13 protein-coding genes are annotated in these 14,289 nt (G+C 45.5%); 6 read left to right on the top strand and 7 right to left on the bottom strand.

Features of this window, described 5'->3' with window-relative positions:
- Positions 1–5: 5 nt before the first annotated feature.
- The 4 genes from IX91_RS14715 to IX91_RS26580 all read left to right on the top strand — a co-directional run bounded on the left by IX91_RS14715 (position 6) and on the right by IX91_RS26580 (position 5,015).
- Entirely contained in the window at positions 6–1,112 is a 1,107-nt protein-coding gene (locus IX91_RS14715) for an efflux RND transporter periplasmic adaptor subunit (RefSeq protein ID WP_004745536.1), read from the top strand.
- A gap of 11 nt (positions 1,113–1,123) precedes the next feature.
- Entirely contained in the window at positions 1,124–4,246 is a 3,123-nt protein-coding gene (locus IX91_RS14720) for a multidrug efflux RND transporter permease subunit (protein WP_004745537.1), read from the top strand.
- A gap of 190 nt (positions 4,247–4,436) precedes the next feature.
- On the top strand, positions 4,437–4,688 hold the full coding sequence (ubiK, locus tag IX91_RS14725; protein WP_004745538.1) for a ubiquinone biosynthesis accessory factor UbiK: 252 nt from the start codon (positions 4,437–4,439) through the stop codon (positions 4,686–4,688).
- Positions 4,689–4,769: 81 nt separating this feature from the next.
- On the top strand, positions 4,770–5,015 hold the full coding sequence (locus IX91_RS26580; RefSeq protein ID WP_038550605.1) for a hypothetical protein: 246 nt from the start codon (positions 4,770–4,772) through the stop codon (positions 5,013–5,015).
- Between the two features lie 384 nt (positions 5,016–5,399).
- Here the strand turns inward: IX91_RS26580 and ilvC are convergent, their stop codons facing one another.
- Positions 5,400–6,884 (bottom strand): ketol-acid reductoisomerase, encoded by a 1,485-nt coding sequence (ilvC, locus tag IX91_RS14735; RefSeq protein ID WP_004745409.1) that lies wholly within the window; start codon positions 6,882–6,884, stop codon positions 5,400–5,402.
- 145 nt (positions 6,885–7,029) lie between these two features.
- Between ilvC and ilvY the strand changes: the two genes are divergently transcribed.
- Positions 7,030–7,920 carry an HTH-type transcriptional activator IlvY gene (ilvY, locus tag IX91_RS14740; RefSeq protein ID WP_004745408.1) on the top strand — a complete coding sequence of 297 codons (891 nt, stop codon included), beginning with the start codon at positions 7,030–7,032 and terminating at the stop codon, positions 7,918–7,920.
- A gap of 199 nt (positions 7,921–8,119) precedes the next feature.
- Here the strand turns inward: ilvY and hemN are convergent, their stop codons facing one another.
- From hemN to IX91_RS14765, 5 genes are all read right to left on the bottom strand, one after another.
- The gene (gene hemN, locus IX91_RS14745; protein WP_004745405.1) at positions 8,120–9,508 is read right to left on the bottom strand and encodes an oxygen-independent coproporphyrinogen III oxidase; all 1,389 of its coding nucleotides are present in this window, start codon (positions 9,506–9,508) and stop codon (positions 8,120–8,122) included.
- A gap of 184 nt (positions 9,509–9,692) precedes the next feature.
- On the bottom strand, positions 9,693–10,181 hold the full coding sequence (locus tag IX91_RS14750; RefSeq protein ID WP_004745404.1) for a DUF2489 domain-containing protein: 489 nt from the start codon (positions 10,179–10,181) through the stop codon (positions 9,693–9,695).
- Between the two features lie 9 nt (positions 10,182–10,190).
- Positions 10,191–10,754, bottom strand: a complete 564-nt coding sequence (yihI, locus tag IX91_RS14755) for a Der GTPase-activating protein YihI (RefSeq protein ID WP_004745402.1) — start codon at positions 10,752–10,754, stop codon at positions 10,191–10,193.
- Complete coding sequence (locus IX91_RS14760) at positions 10,754–11,392, bottom strand: class I SAM-dependent methyltransferase (RefSeq protein WP_004745400.1); 639 nt, start codon at positions 11,390–11,392, stop codon at positions 10,754–10,756. Before IX91_RS14760 ends, yihI begins: the two co-directional genes overlap by 1 nt.
- Positions 11,393–12,118: 726 nt before the next feature.
- The gene (locus IX91_RS14765; RefSeq protein ID WP_004745399.1) at positions 12,119–12,736 is read right to left on the bottom strand and encodes a c-type cytochrome; all 618 of its coding nucleotides are present in this window, start codon (positions 12,734–12,736) and stop codon (positions 12,119–12,121) included.
- 148 nt (positions 12,737–12,884) lie between these two features.
- Between IX91_RS14765 and yihA the strand changes: the two genes are divergently transcribed.
- Positions 12,885–13,550 (top strand): ribosome biogenesis GTP-binding protein YihA/YsxC, encoded by a 666-nt coding sequence (gene yihA, locus IX91_RS14770; RefSeq protein ID WP_004745397.1) that lies wholly within the window; start codon positions 12,885–12,887, stop codon positions 13,548–13,550.
- Between the two features lie 506 nt (positions 13,551–14,056).
- On the opposite strand, the gene IX91_RS27060 is transcribed toward yihA, so the two are convergent.
- The gene (locus IX91_RS27060; RefSeq protein WP_438356636.1) at positions 14,057–14,104 is read right to left on the bottom strand and encodes a hypothetical protein; all 48 of its coding nucleotides are present in this window, start codon (positions 14,102–14,104) and stop codon (positions 14,057–14,059) included.
- Between the last annotated feature and the right edge of the window lie 185 nt (positions 14,105–14,289).

A 14,289-nucleotide genomic window follows, 5' to 3' on the forward strand; every position in this document is an offset into this window, starting at 1 on the left:
TCAGAATGAAAAAGTGGACTTTCTTTATGTTACTTATCGCGATACTGCTGTTCGGCAGTGTGATAGGTTTCAATCTATTCAAACAACAGAAGATCGCTGAATACATGGCGAATCGTCCTGAGCCAGAGTTTCCTGTCACGGTAACCGAAGTAAACCCTGTTGACTGGGTACCTGTGATTGAAGCGATCGGCTTCATCGAGCCCAACCAAGGTGTGACCATTGCTAACGAAACTAGCGGTGTGATCGACAAAATTGCTTTTGAATCAGGCACTCAAGTTGAAGAAGGCCAGCCATTGGTTTTGCTTGACTCTGATGTAGAGAAAGCCAACCTTAAGAGCTCGCAAGCTAAGCTACCGGCAGCCGAAGCTAAATACAAACGCTACCAAGGTCTGTACAAGAAAGGCTCTATTTCTAAAGAAGCGTATGATGAAGCGGAAGCAAACTACTTCTCGCTTAAAGCGGATATTGAAAGCCTAAAAGCATCAATCGATCGCCGTGAAATCAAAGCACCATTTGCGGGTGTGGTTGGTATTCGTAACGTTTACTTAGGTCAGTACCTGCAATCGGGTACCGATATTGTTCGTCTAGAAGATACGAGCGTTATGCGCCTACGCTTCACAGTGCCACAAACGGATATCTCACGCATCTCTCTTGATCAGGAAGTCGATATCTTTGTTGATGCTTACCCTGAGAAACCATTTAAGGGTTCTATCTCAGCGATCGAGCCTGCGGTAAACATTCAAAGTGGTCTGATTCAGGTACAAGCGGATATCCCGAACAGTGACGGTAAGCTACGTAGTGGTATGTTCGCACGTGCAAATATCATTCTGCCTAAACTAGAAAACCAAGTAACGCTACCTCAAACCGCCATTACTTTCACGCTATACGGTGACAACGTGTACATCATTAGCGAAGAGAACGGCGAGAAGCGCGTTAAGCAACAGGTGGTTAAAGTAGGTGAACGTACTAAAGATATCGCTCACATCCTAGAAGGTGTGAAAGCCGGTGATGTTGTGGTGACTTCCGGTCAGGTTCGTCTAAGTAACGACGCGAAAGTTCGTGTAGTAGAAAGCGATGCAACTACTCCACCAGCTGAAACACCAATGCTGTAATTGGAGGCCTCATGCGCTTTACTGATGTTTTTATTAAACGTCCAGTTTTAGCGGTATCGATCAGTTTCTTGATCGCCCTGCTTGGTCTCCAAGCGGTGTTCAAGATGCAGGTTCGCGAATACCCTGAAATGACAAACACAGTTGTCACCGTAGATACCAGTTACTACGGCGCGAGTGCCGATTTGATCCAAGGCTTTATTACTCAGCCACTGGAGCAAGCGGTCGCTCAGGCAGACAACATAGACTATATGACTTCGTCTTCGGTACTGGGTAAATCCACCATTACCGTCAACATGAAGCTCAATACCGACCCGAATGCGGCGCTGTCTGACATTCTGGCCAAGACTAACTCGGTTCGCTCTCAACTTCCAAAAGAAGCAGAAGACCCAACCGTAACCATGTCGACAGGTTCAACAACGGCGGTACTCTACATTGGTTTCACCAGTGACGAGCTATCATCAAGTCAAATTACCGATTACCTAGAGCGTGTAATCAACCCGCAGCTATTCACTGTTAACGGTGTGTCTAAGGTTGACCTCTACGGTGGTATGAAATACGCACTGCGTATTTGGCTAGATCCTGCCAAGATGGCGGCGCTAGGCTTGACCGCAACCGACGTAATGAATGTGCTTAATGCCAACAACTACCAGTCAGCAACTGGTCAGGCAATTGGTGAGTTCGTACTTTACAACGGTAGCGCAGATACTCAGGTATCTAACGTAGAAGAGCTCTCTAACCTAGTTGTGAGTACTGACGAAGGTAACGTTACTCGTCTAAGTGATATTGCCAAAGTATCGCTTGAGAAGAGCCACGATGTTTACCGTGCAAGTGCTAACGGACAAGAGGCAGTCGTTGCGGCGATTAACGCAGCGCCAAGTGCCAACCCAATCAACATCGCAGCCGATGTACTTGATTTGCTACCTCAACTAGAGCGTAACCTGCCAAGTACCATCAAAATGAACGTGATGTACGACTCAACGATTGCGATCAACGAGTCGATTAACGAAGTAATCAAAACGATTGTTGAAGCAGCACTGATCGTACTAGTTGTTATTACCCTGTTCCTAGGTTCATTCCGTGCGGTAATAATCCCTATCGTTACTATCCCACTCTCTCTGATTGGTGTGGCAATGGTAATGCAAGCGATGGGCTTCTCATGGAACCTGATGACGCTACTGGCAATGGTACTCGCCATCGGTCTGGTAGTAGATGATGCGATCGTTGTACTGGAAAACGTCGACCGTCACATCAAGCTGGGTGAATCACCATTCCGCGCGGCGATTATCGGTACTCGTGAGATTGCAATTCCTGTTATTGCAATGACCCTTACTCTGGGTGCGGTATATGCGCCAATTGCCTTGATGGGTGGTATCACAGGTGCTCTATTTAAAGAGTTCGCCTTAACCCTAGCAGGTTCAGTATTTGTATCCGGTATTGTAGCACTGACCCTTTCACCTATGATGTGTTCGAAAATGCTTAAGGCTAATGAAGAGCCAAGCAAGTTCGAACAGAAAGTACATAGTGTGCTTGATGGAATGACTAACCGCTATGCAAAAATGCTTGGCGCAGTTATGCAGCATCGCCCTGTGGTGATTGCTTTCGCTATCATCGTATTTGCCAGTCTACCAATGCTGTTTAAGTTCATCCCAAGTGAACTGGCACCATCGGAAGATAAAGGCGTAGTGATGCTGATGGGTACCGCACCATCAAACGCAAACTTGGACTTCATGCAAAACACCATGAATGACGTCAACAAGATTCTGTCTGACCAGCCAGAAGTTGCGTTTGCCCAAGTGTTTACTGGTGTACCAAACTCAAACCAAGCATTTGGTATTGCCTCTATGGTGCCTTGGAGTGAGCGTGAAGCCAGTCAGTCTGAAGTGGCAAACCGAGTGGGTGGATTGGTATCGAACGTACCTGGAATGGCTGTAACAGCATTCCAGATGCCAGAACTGCCAGGTGCAGGTTCAGGCCTACCGATTCAGTTTGTTGTTACAACGCCGAATGCGTTTGAAAGCCTATTCGCAGTAACCACAGATATTCTTGCAGAAGTTCAAACTAACCCACTGTTCGTATACTCAGAGATCGACCTGAATTACGACTCAGCGACGATGAAAATCAGCATCGACAAAGATAAAGCGGGTGCTTACGGCGTAACCATGCAAGATATCGGTATTACGCTAAGTGCGATGATGTCCGATGGCTATGTAAACCGCATCGACCTTAACGGCCGTTCGTACGAAGTTATCCCTCAGGTAGAGCGTAAGTGGCGCCTAAACCCAGAGTCGATGAACAACTTCTACGTTAAAGCGGCTGATGGTAAAGCGGTACCTCTAGGTAGCTTGATTACGATTGATGTTGTCGCAGAGCCTCGTTCACTGCCTCACTTCAACCAGCTCAACTCAGCCACTATTGGTGCGGTTCCTGCTCCTGGTGCGGCTATGGGTGATGCAATTGCATGGTTTGAAGACATAGCTTCAACTAAGCTGCCAGCTGGCTACAACCATGACTATATGGGTGAAGCTCGTCAGTACGTAACGGAAGGTAGCGCACTATACGCGACGTTCGGTTTGGCACTAGCGATCATCTTCTTAGTACTGGCAATCCAGTTTGAATCACTGAAAGATCCATTGGTTATCATGGTTTCTGTACCACTGGCGATCTGTGGCGCCTTGATTGCTCTAGCTTGGGGTGCAGCTACCATGAACATCTACTCTCAGGTAGGTCTGATTACTCTGGTTGGTCTTATCACCAAGCACGGTATCTTGATCTGTGAGGTAGCGAAAGAGGAGCAGCTACACAACAAACTGAGCAAGACAGAAGCGGTAATGGAAGCGGCAAAAGTTCGTCTACGCCCTATCCTGATGACAACAGCAGCGATGATTGCTGGTCTTATCCCGCTAATGTACGCAACAGGTGCAGGTGCAGCTCAGCGCTTTAGTATCGGTATCGTAATCGTTGCTGGTCTAGCGATTGGTACTATCTTTACGCTATTCGTACTGCCTGTGATTTACAGCTACCTAGCTGAAAAACATAAGCCTCTACCAGTGTTTGTTGAAGACAAAGACTTGGAAAAGCTAGCACGTGTTGATGAAGCGAAAGCCGCTCAACGTGAACTAGCAGAGAACAAGTAACCTGTCACTCCTCTAAGGCCACTTCGGTGGCCTTTTTTTATACCTGTAACTTGAGTGCCTACCCGGCTTAGTCGCTGAACAACTATTTATTCTAAATGGTATAACAGCTTCGAATTTTTAATATCGAAGTAGCGACTTTCACGTATCAATTACATAGAATGAGCACAAATTGAAAGGAGTTTTAGTCACTATGTTTGACCCAAAGAAACTAGAGCAAATCGCTAAACAAATTCACGATTCAATGCCAGCACCAGTCAAAGAGCTTGGTGCAGACGTTGACCAAAAAGTTCGCCAAGTAATCCAAGGCCAACTTAATAAGCTAGACGTAGTCAGCCGCGAAGAGTTTGATGTTCAGACTCAAGTCCTACTACGCACTCGTCAAAAACTGACTGAGATGGAAAAGAAGCTCGCGGATTTAGAAGAGAAGCTTGCGGATAAGTAAGCTGAAAGGCTAGAGAATCCTGAGGGCTGACGTGAGAACATCAGCCCTTTTTGTTTGTGAACGCTTTGCTACGGAGTTTGGATGCGGGAACGGACTTCGTCCTACGGAGAGCTGGAGAGCTGGAGAGCTGGAGAGCTGGAGAGCTGGAGAGCTGGAGAGCTGGAGAGCTGGAGAGCTGGAGAGCTGGAGAGCTGGAGAGCTGGAGAGCTGGAGAGCTGGAGAGCTGGAGAGCTGGAGAGCTGGAGAGCTGGAGAGCTGGAGAGCTGGAGAGCTGGAGAGCTGGAGAGCTGGAGAGCTGGAGAGCTGGAGAGCTGGAGAGCTGATTGATTATCTCCCTTTAGGAACAAGTCCTGTCAACACCTTCAAGAACAAGAGTCCCATTACTTTGCTACCAGCCCCCACCTCCAGAAAGGCGAAGCCTGATCCAGTTTTCCAGTAGCGAAGCGTTCTAGCAGGGCGAAGCCCGTTCCAAGCGCTAAGCGCAAAACAAAAAGGCTTGGTCAACGGAGACCAAGCCTTTTAATTAGATGTTGTGTTTTATTTTGTATTTATCACCCCAGTCTGCCTGGAGTTCTTTACTAACCTAGGTTAGTGAATGACGCAGTGAATTAATGTTCACAGCTAAGAGCTTAAGTTCGCGGAGGTAACACGGAGTTTGCGCGAGCAAATGAGTATTACCGACAAAGAAATTAAGCTCCTTAGCGAAGAAGATTAGCCGCCTACCGCGATGTTCTTCATATCAGTCATATAACCACGTAGCTCTTCACCGATGTACTCTACTGGGTGGTTACGAATAGTATCGTTAACTGCGATTAGCGTTGCGTTATCTACTTGGTTAGACGTCTCGCCTAGACCTTTACCGATTACGTCTGTACCTACTGAAGGCATGAACTTCTCACGTAGTAGCGGAGTTGCTACGTTAGCGAATAGGTAGTTACCGTATTCCGCTGTGTCTGAGATTACTACGTTCATTTCGTATAGACGCTTACGTGCTACTGTGTTTGCGATTAGTGGTAGCTCGTGTAGAGATTCGTAGTACGCAGACTCATCGATGATGCCTGATGCTGTCATTGCTTCGAATGCTAGTTCAACACCTGCACGAACCATTGCCACTAGTAGGATACCGTTGTCGAAGTACTCTTGCTCAGAGATTTCGATATCGCCTGCTGGGTAGTTTTCAAATGCTGTTTCGCCTGTCTCTTCACGCCAGCCTAGTAGGTTTGCGTCATCGTTAGCCCAGTCAGCCATCATAGTGCTTGAGAACTCACCAGTGATGATGTCATCCATGTGCTTGTTGTAAAGCGGACGCATTAGCTCTTTTAGCTCTTCAGAAAGCTCAAATGCTTTGATTTTCGCTGGGTTAGATAGACGATCCATCATGTGAGTGATGCCACCGAACTTCAGTGCTTCAGTAATTGTTTCCCAACCGTATTGTAGAAGTTTACCTGCGTAGCTTGGGTCGATACCGTCAGCAACCATCTTCTCGTAAGATACGATTGAACCTGCTTGTAGCATGCCACATAGGATAGTTTGCTCACCCATTAGGTCAGATTTAACTTCCGCTACGAATGAAGACTCTAGACAACCTGCGCGGTGACCGCCTGTACCTGCTGCCCATGCTTTCGCGATATCCCAACCTTCACCTTTTGGATCGTTCTCTGGGTGAACAGCGATTAGCGTTGGTACACCGAAGCCACGCTTGTACTCTTCACGTACTTCTGTACCTGGACATTTAGGCGCAACCATCACAACTGTTAGGTCTTTACGAATTTGCATACCTTCTTCAACCACGTTGAAGCCGTGTGAATAACCTAGTGCAGCGCCTTCTTTCATTAGCGGCATTACTGTTTCAACTACGTTAGTGTGCTGCTTGTCTGGCGTAAGGTTGATCACTAGGTCTGCTTCAGGGATTAGCGTTTCGTAGCTTGCTACTTCAAAACCGTTCTCTTTTGCGTTCTTGTAAGATTGACGCTGCTCGTCAATTGCCGCCTGACGTAGTGCGTACGCTACGTTTAGGCCTGAGTCACGCATGTTTAGACCTTGGTTTAGGCCTTGAGCACCACAACCAACAATCACCACTTTCTTACCTTTCAGGTAATCAGCTTCAGTTGCGAACTCGCTGCGATCCATAAAACGACAACGACCTAGTTGGTCTAGCTGCTCGCGTAGGTTTAAAGTGTTGAAATAGTTAGCCATCAGGGCGCTCCTTTAAAGAATTTTTCCGTTGAGGTCGGTAGCTTGGGTACCGAATGAGTCCATACTAAAACAGGTATTTAGTTGCTTAAAGTGATATATTCACAATTAGTAATTGCAATTAATGCAACAAGGATGTGACCATTTCATGAACATTAAGTGTCTGCAGTTGTTCATTCATCTGTGTGATAGTAAGAGCTTCGCTAAGACGGCTTCGGCGATGCATATTAGCCCGTCGGCCCTGAGTCGACAGATACAAAAATTGGAAAGCGACACTGCTCAAGTACTGTTCGTGCGAGACAATCGCAGCGTTGAACTGACCCCAGCTGCGAAAAAGCTTTTGCCTGTCGCGTTAAACATTCTTGGTGAGTGGCAAAACTACAATGCCCAACTCAAGGGCCATGAAGAAGAATTGAAAGGTGAAATTCGTCTATTTTGCTCGGTGACGGCCAGTTACAGCCATCTGCCTGAACTCTTGTCCGAATTTCGTCTTCAGCACCCGTTTATTGAATTTAAGCTTTCAACCGGAGATCCAGCACAAGCAATCAACAAGGTACTGAGTGATGAAGTGGATATCGCGATTTCTGCCCAGCCCGAACAACTGCCCGCTCGAATTGAGTTTGAAACCATCAGTGAAATTCCCCTTTCCGTGATTGCTCCGGTCGGGGTCAGTAATTTTGCTAAGGAGCTGCAAAAAGAGCAGCCGGATTGGTCGACAATTCCATTTATTGTTCCTGAGTCGGGTACCGCCCGAGACCGTGCCAACGCTTGGTTTAAGGCAATGAAGATTAAGCCGAATATCTACGCCCAAGTTTCTGGTCATGAAGCGATCGTCAGTATGGTAGCGCTTGGCTGTGGTGTGGGAATCGCCCCAGATGTAGTGATAAATAACAGCCCTGTTAAGGAAAAAATCGAGCGCTTAAAAGTCGCTTCAATAAAACCCTTTAAACTCGGCGTGTGCTGCAAACGCTCGCAGCTTGATAACCCACTGGTAAAAGCACTGTGGGAGATGGCTCACGATACCTATATCGCCCCATAACTCATTAGTATTACTCCAGATACAACAAAGCCACCGCTTTTTCAGATCGAAAGAATAACGGTGGCTTTCATACTTCAACTTGTTTTCCAAAATTAAGCTGTCATTTCCGAGAAGGAGGAACGACTGAGTTGGAAATCTCTGATCGTTTGATGAGATTCCCGACTACACGACTTCGTCGCTATCGGGAATGACTATAAGATTAGATTACTCGGGAAAACTGCTGCTGACGCGCCTTAGCCCTTAAATACTTATCGAAACACATACAGATGTTACGGATCAGTAGGCGGCCACGCAGTGTAACGCGAATTTCTTTATCATCCACTTCCACCAGTTCATCATTGATAAACGTCTGTAGTAGCTGCAAGTCTTCTTTAAAGTAGTCGTTAAACGTCACCTTAAACTCAGACTCAATCATGGTCTTATCAAGTTTAAAGTTACAGATAAGCTGTTTAATGACTTCACGACGAAGTAAGTCATCACTATCAAGGGCTACCCCTTTCCATAGAGCATGACGTAAGTCGTTCACTTGCGCGTAGTACTTCTTGAGCTCTTTTTGGTTTTGCGCGTACGCATCGCCAATCATGGAAATTGCTGACACACCAAAGCCCACTAAGTCTGCTTCGCCTTGAGTGGTGTAACCTTGGAAGTTGCGGTGGAGCACACCATTACGCTGAGCAACCGCAAGCTCATCATCTGGCTGAGCAAAGTGATCCATACCGATAAACTGATACCCTGCACCAGTCAGTGTCGAAATAGTATCTTGCAAAATCGCCATCTTCTCTTCTGCTACTGGCAGGTCTTCATCTTTAATCTTGCGCTGCGCTGCAAATAGCTGAGGCATGTGCGCGTAGTTAAAGATCGATAAGCGGCCAGGCTGCATTTGTAATACCTGAGCTAAAGTCTCAGCAAAGCGCGCTTGGGTCTGCTTTGGCAAGCCATAGATCAAATCTAGGTTAGTCGAAAGGAAACCCAATTGTTTAGCACGTTCAACCATGGCAAAGATAAATTCCTCATCCTGCTCACGATTTACTAACTTTTGAACTTCCTTATTGAAGTCTTGTACACCAATACTGAGGCGATTAAAGCCTTCACCGCGTAAGTGATCAAGCATATCGAGTTCGATTTCACGCGGGTCAACTTCGATACTGATTTCAGCATCACCTTCGAAATTAAACTCATCACGCAAGATATTCATCACTCGGCTGATTTGTGCCTTGGTCAGAAACGTTGGCGTACCACCACCGAAGTGCAGTTGGGTCACTTTGCGCCCTTGCAGCAATGCCGCACGAGTACGAACCTCAAGCTCTAATACATCCAAGTACTCATCCGCTTTATGGGCATGACGGGTGATCACCTTATTACAACCACAGTAGTAACAAAGCTTGTGGCAGAAAGGGATATGGATATAAATAGACAGCGGTCTGTCTGGGTACTGAGTGCACGCCATATCGTAGTCCGCTACCGTAAACGCTTCATGAAACTCCAAAGCAGTTGGGTATGAAGTGTAACGAGGACCCGAATAGTTGTACTTATCAAGGATGGCTTGGTCCCAGACTATTTGCTGGCTTGCGACGACATGCTGCGACATGATGGTATTTCCGTTTGGGCTATAATGCTTCGTTTGGCTACACGAGCCATTATCGTTAGCAGGCTATTTTGCCACACCTCGATATCACTGGTTGTGGGACAGGCTGCTTTTTGAGTAGCAATACTCAGAATTGATAACTCGATCACTCCCTCTAAAGGGTAGTCGATCGAGCTATAAAGCCAATCTAGATCATTTGAATGTTGATCTGATTGTTGAGAGGTTGAACCTTTTTCTGCAGAAACTTCAGCTCTTCAACGATGGCATCTTGAAGACGAGACTCTGCTTTATGGCGCTCAAGGTTTTGCTTCATGCGCTCTTTTTTCGCTAACGCCTGACGCTCTTCGCCACGAGCCATATCTTTAACGATGTGGAAAAGCTCTGACGTCGCTGGAAATTCTTTTTCAAAATCAACGCGCTCTTCACCTTGAACATAATCCATGATGTTATAAAGACGAATGCTGATTTCTGACAGATCACACTGCTCTTGAATACCCGCTAAGCAAAGAACATGCACGCTTTCAAATATGTTGGCATTGCGTTTTTCAATGGCTAACTTTTGATGCTGCAGTTGCAATTCCTTTTGCTTCTTGAGCTTGAGCAGAAGGTAACCTGCATATGACGCTAGACCGAGGATGATGGCTCCGCCCGCAATGGCTAACAAGGTTACATTCATAATGCTCGATTATCCTTTAAATTGGTTCAAGTCTAAGTCTTCGAACTGAGAAAGTAACTCATCATCTGAGCCTGCTTTCTTGCTGGTCTTCTTCTGCGCAACAGGTTGTTCTACGATCTCTTCCTCAAGTTCTTCTTCAGGCTCTTCTTCGTAGATACCTAGCTGCTTCATCAGCACTTCGATACGAGCTAATTTTTCGTCAACGTATTTCTGTAGACCAGCACCTAGGCTATCACCATTGTCTAGACGATCGAGCAACACATTCAGTTGTGCATCGCTCTCTAGCATTTCTAGCTCTTTCTCTGCATAAATACGACGCTCAGCCTTAGTTGGCTTCTTGGCAGCTTCAACCACAAGAGGAATTTTCTTCTTGCTGCCTAAACGCGGATCGCGCTTTTGCGCGGCAGTCTGCTGCTTCTGATCTTTTGCTTCAGAGTTACGACCGCCAGTCTTTAGACCTTTGCGCTTTTTGTCTTTCTTACGTAGACGTCCTTCAACGTCTGATTGAGTTCGGTTGCGAACAACAACTACGTCGCCATTGCCACCCGATCTTGCTTTCTTACTACGGCTCATTACTGGGCTTTCCTCAGTAAAATTACATCATTACCAATAAATTCAAGCTTGAGCTGATCCCGCTCTGCCAAATACTGAAACGTTTTACGACTAAAGAACACCACATGGGTCTGATCGTTTTTATAGTGCCATGAGGCAAACGCTTCAACATCGATGACCATCTTAGTCATAAGACCAATCCAGCCACCTGGCTTAACTAAATTCAACCATTGCTGCCACACCTTATTCGGTTCATAGAGGTGTTCTATAACCTCTGTAGCAGTAATAAAGTCATACGAATTTTCTAACACCGAAGGATTCGGGTGATAGTAGATATCGTAAAGACTCATGGTGTGTCCCCGTTCTTCCAACATTAGTGACAATGTTGGGCCAGGACCACAGCCAAAATCTAACCCGTGAGAATTGGTCTCAATACGCTCTAATATGGGGTCTGCAACCCGAGATAAAAAGCGTCGGTACCCTTGATCATTTGGGTCATTCTCATGCAAATCGTAGTGGGCTTTTTCCTGTTTTGCATCCAAACGCTGATCTGGATTAACAAACACAAGCTCACATTGCAGGCACTGTAAATACTCTCGACGTTTGTCTTGGTAGTAGTGCTGAGTCTCCAAGCTTTGACAAAGGGGGCAACTATGCATATTGGGTGCGTTTAACATATCCTCAAACGGGATGCGAAACATACCAGAAACTGGCGTTAGAGTGGAGCACTATTGTGCAAATAATCATCACTTCATAAAAAATAGCAATAAAAAAAGCGATAGAGTTATCTATCGCTTTCTAAATGCCTTACGGCAAAACTGTGTTGCACTTACTTCAGTGCACCAATATTCCATTTGTTTTTAGTGCTTTCCCTGCCAAAAGTGTTGTTTGCCACCATCCTGGTGAGTTTTGGCTTTCCATTTACTTCCTGATGTCTGGGCTAGTCCTTAGCCTGATCCGTTTCACTGTCTTAAACCATTAGACAAGTCGACCATCCTTATCAAGTAGGTTTCCTACCTACCCTTGCATCCTTTCTATAACTACCAAGTTTCCATTACTTGCGTCCGTGGAGACTTCCTAGTCTTAAATCCGTTATCAGCGCCCTGCCGATGAGTACACTTTATCGCTTTGGTCATTTTGAACAATCCACTCAAGCTAAAAAAGTGCACTTTTTTACTCCCACAATTTCAGCACCCTATTTTTCAATGAGTTACAAACAACTGATAGAAACTTGCACATTCAAGTATGGGCGATCTCCTACAAGCAACGAGGAAAGATGACTCATCAAGGCCACGCGAGTCATGTGATCGTGCTCAAACGAAAAAGCCCAAGCAACGGCTTGGGCTTTTTCAATACAACTTTATGCTCGAACGAATAAGTAGGGCTTAGTGTAGGCCACCAACATATTTAGAAAGTGTATCTATATCTTCATCCGTTAGTTTTTTCGCGATATCGCGCATCATCTCGTTCATATCGTTACCACGAGAACCATCACGGAATTTTTCAAGCTGAGCCTTAATGTAATCAGCATGCTGGCCAGAAATTTTCGGGAAGCCAGAAAGTTCTGTACCGTTACCACGTGGACCATGACAAGCGATACATGCCGTTAGGCCACGCTCTGCATCGCCAGCAGTGTAAAGAACTTTACCTGCATCAACCACGTTCTCTGGCGTTGTGTTGTGAGCAATTGGTAGAGACGCATAGTAAGCCGCTAGGTCTTTCATATCTTCCTCAGACAGTGGCATAGCCATGCCACTCATCACAGGATCCATACGACCTTGCTTACCATTACTAGTCATACCCAACTTGAATTCTTTCAGCTGCTTTTCAATATACTTAGCATGCTGACCTGCAATTTTCGGGTACATAGCGAGTTGACTGTTGCCGTCAGCACCATGGCAGGCAACACAGGTTTGGGATTTTGCTTTACCAGCTTCAATGTTACCTTGGGCCCACACGGAGCAGCTGGCTAAAAGACTCAAGATTAGCGCTAATTTCTTCATGACATTCCATTATAATTATCAAGCTTCCGGTACCACTCTGCGTTGCCACTCATGGTACAATAGGCGACCTTATGCCGAGCACGGTTATTTTACACAATTTCACAAAAAAGTAATCAATCGACTACACAAAGTCGAGATGGAGTTAACAGTGAGCGTAAAAATTCATTATCAAAACACCCATTTCATCACAAGTGCGCCGGATATCCGCGCCTTGCCAGAAGATGAAGGTATCGAAGTTGCGTTTGCAGGACGCTCCAATGCGGGTAAGTCGAGTTCTCTAAACCGCCTGACGAACCAACGTAGTTTAGCGAAAACCAGTAAAACGCCAGGCCGTACACAACTTATTAACCTTTTTAAGGTTACCGATGGCTGTCATATTGTCGATCTTCCGGGGTACGGCTTTGCTCAAGTACCACTAGAAATGAAGAAGAAGTGGCAAAAATCGTTGGGTGAGTACCTACAAAAACGCCAATGTCTAAAAGGCTTAGTGGTTCTGATGGATATTCGTCACCCAATGAAAGACCTCGACCAGCAGCTAATTTTTTGGGCAGTAGACAGTGGTATTCCTGTTCAAGTGCTGCTAACTAAAGCAGACAAACTAAAGAGCGGTGCGCGCAAAGCACAAGTTCTGAAGATCAAAAAAGACGCGGTGGGCTTTGGTGGCGATGTCAGCGTCGCCGCTTTTTCATCGCTAAAAGGCATCGGTGTCGATACACTGCGTAGCAAGCTCGATGAGTGGTTCGCTCCAGCGCTGGCGGAATCAGTTGCTGAAGAGATCATCGAAGAAGAGAATCTTGATAGCGAGTCAGAGTAAACACTCGACCAGACAATGATTGCTAAAGCCCTGCCGCTAAAATGGTAGGGCTTTTTTTATCGGCATAGAAAAATAAAAGCCCCACCTTCCTGGCGGGGCAACGGGAGAGAAATAGTAGTTATTATTAATTATGCGCTTAGGATTATGTATCTAAAGGCGTAAATCAACACTTCCAACAGAGGGGTACCCGCTCAGATAAACCACACCCAAACACCAGCCATCTCATTGAAAAACAAACATAAAAACCGAAATTAAAGCTATCTTTTCTGGCCTATTTTGGTTTTGGTTTTTCTATCAAAATAACCAAACTGTGACTGGTATAAATTTACAAACTTTGGCCAAATTACACCAAGGCCAATAACCATAATTGTTTTGATGGTTTTTAGATAGCATCAGGGGAAATATCAGGGAAAGGATTCGCTTGGTATGTAGCTTTTTGATAAGTAGGGATTTTTCTTTGGCACAATAAAAAACGCCCCAGTCAAAAACTGACTGGGGCGGCTGAATCAGCCTAATCCAATAACGTGAAACAAAAGGTCTGAAAGATAGAACATCTTACCTCTGTACCCTACGCAGATTAATGTACAACAATTGGTCAGAAATGAAAACTCTTTTCGTAAGTTTTTTTCATTAAAATTTTATTAAACTACATTTAAGCTAAATGCCAGTTAACTTTTTTAGAGATAAAAAAAAGCCAGCGTTTGTGCGCTGGCTCATACAAAATAGGTATTTTAGGCGA

Source organism: Vibrio tubiashii ATCC 19109, assembly GCF_000772105.1.
GTDB classification, from domain to species: domain Bacteria; phylum Pseudomonadota; class Gammaproteobacteria; order Enterobacterales; family Vibrionaceae; genus Vibrio; species Vibrio tubiashii.

Bases quoted from the DNA above. Each gene is read 5' to 3' on its own strand.
- IX91_RS14715 (WP_004745536.1), top strand. From the start codon at position 6: ATGAAAAAGTGGACTTTCTTTATGTTACTTATCGCGATACTGCTGTTC.
- IX91_RS14720 (WP_004745537.1), top strand. From the start codon at position 1,124: ATGCGCTTTACTGATGTTTTTATTAAACGTCCAGTTTTAGCGGTATCG.
- ubiK (WP_004745538.1), top strand. From the start codon at position 4,437: ATGTTTGACCCAAAGAAACTAGAGCAAATCGCTAAACAAATTCACGAT.
- IX91_RS26580 (WP_038550605.1), top strand. From the start codon at position 4,770: ATGCGGGAACGGACTTCGTCCTACGGAGAGCTGGAGAGCTGGAGAGCT.
- ilvC (WP_004745409.1), bottom strand. From the start codon at position 6,884: ATGGCTAACTATTTCAACACTTTAAACCTACGCGAGCAGCTAGACCAA.
- ilvY (WP_004745408.1), top strand. From the start codon at position 7,030: ATGAACATTAAGTGTCTGCAGTTGTTCATTCATCTGTGTGATAGTAAG.
- hemN (WP_004745405.1), bottom strand. From the start codon at position 9,508: ATGTCGCAGCATGTCGTCGCAAGCCAGCAAATAGTCTGGGACCAAGCC.
- IX91_RS14750 (WP_004745404.1), bottom strand. From the start codon at position 10,181: ATGAATGTAACCTTGTTAGCCATTGCGGGCGGAGCCATCATCCTCGGT.
- yihI (WP_004745402.1), bottom strand. From the start codon at position 10,754: ATGAGCCGTAGTAAGAAAGCAAGATCGGGTGGCAATGGCGACGTAGTT.
- IX91_RS14760 (WP_004745400.1), bottom strand. From the start codon at position 11,392: ATGCATAGTTGCCCCCTTTGTCAAAGCTTGGAGACTCAGCACTACTAC.
- IX91_RS14765 (WP_004745399.1), bottom strand. From the start codon at position 12,736: ATGAAGAAATTAGCGCTAATCTTGAGTCTTTTAGCCAGCTGCTCCGTG.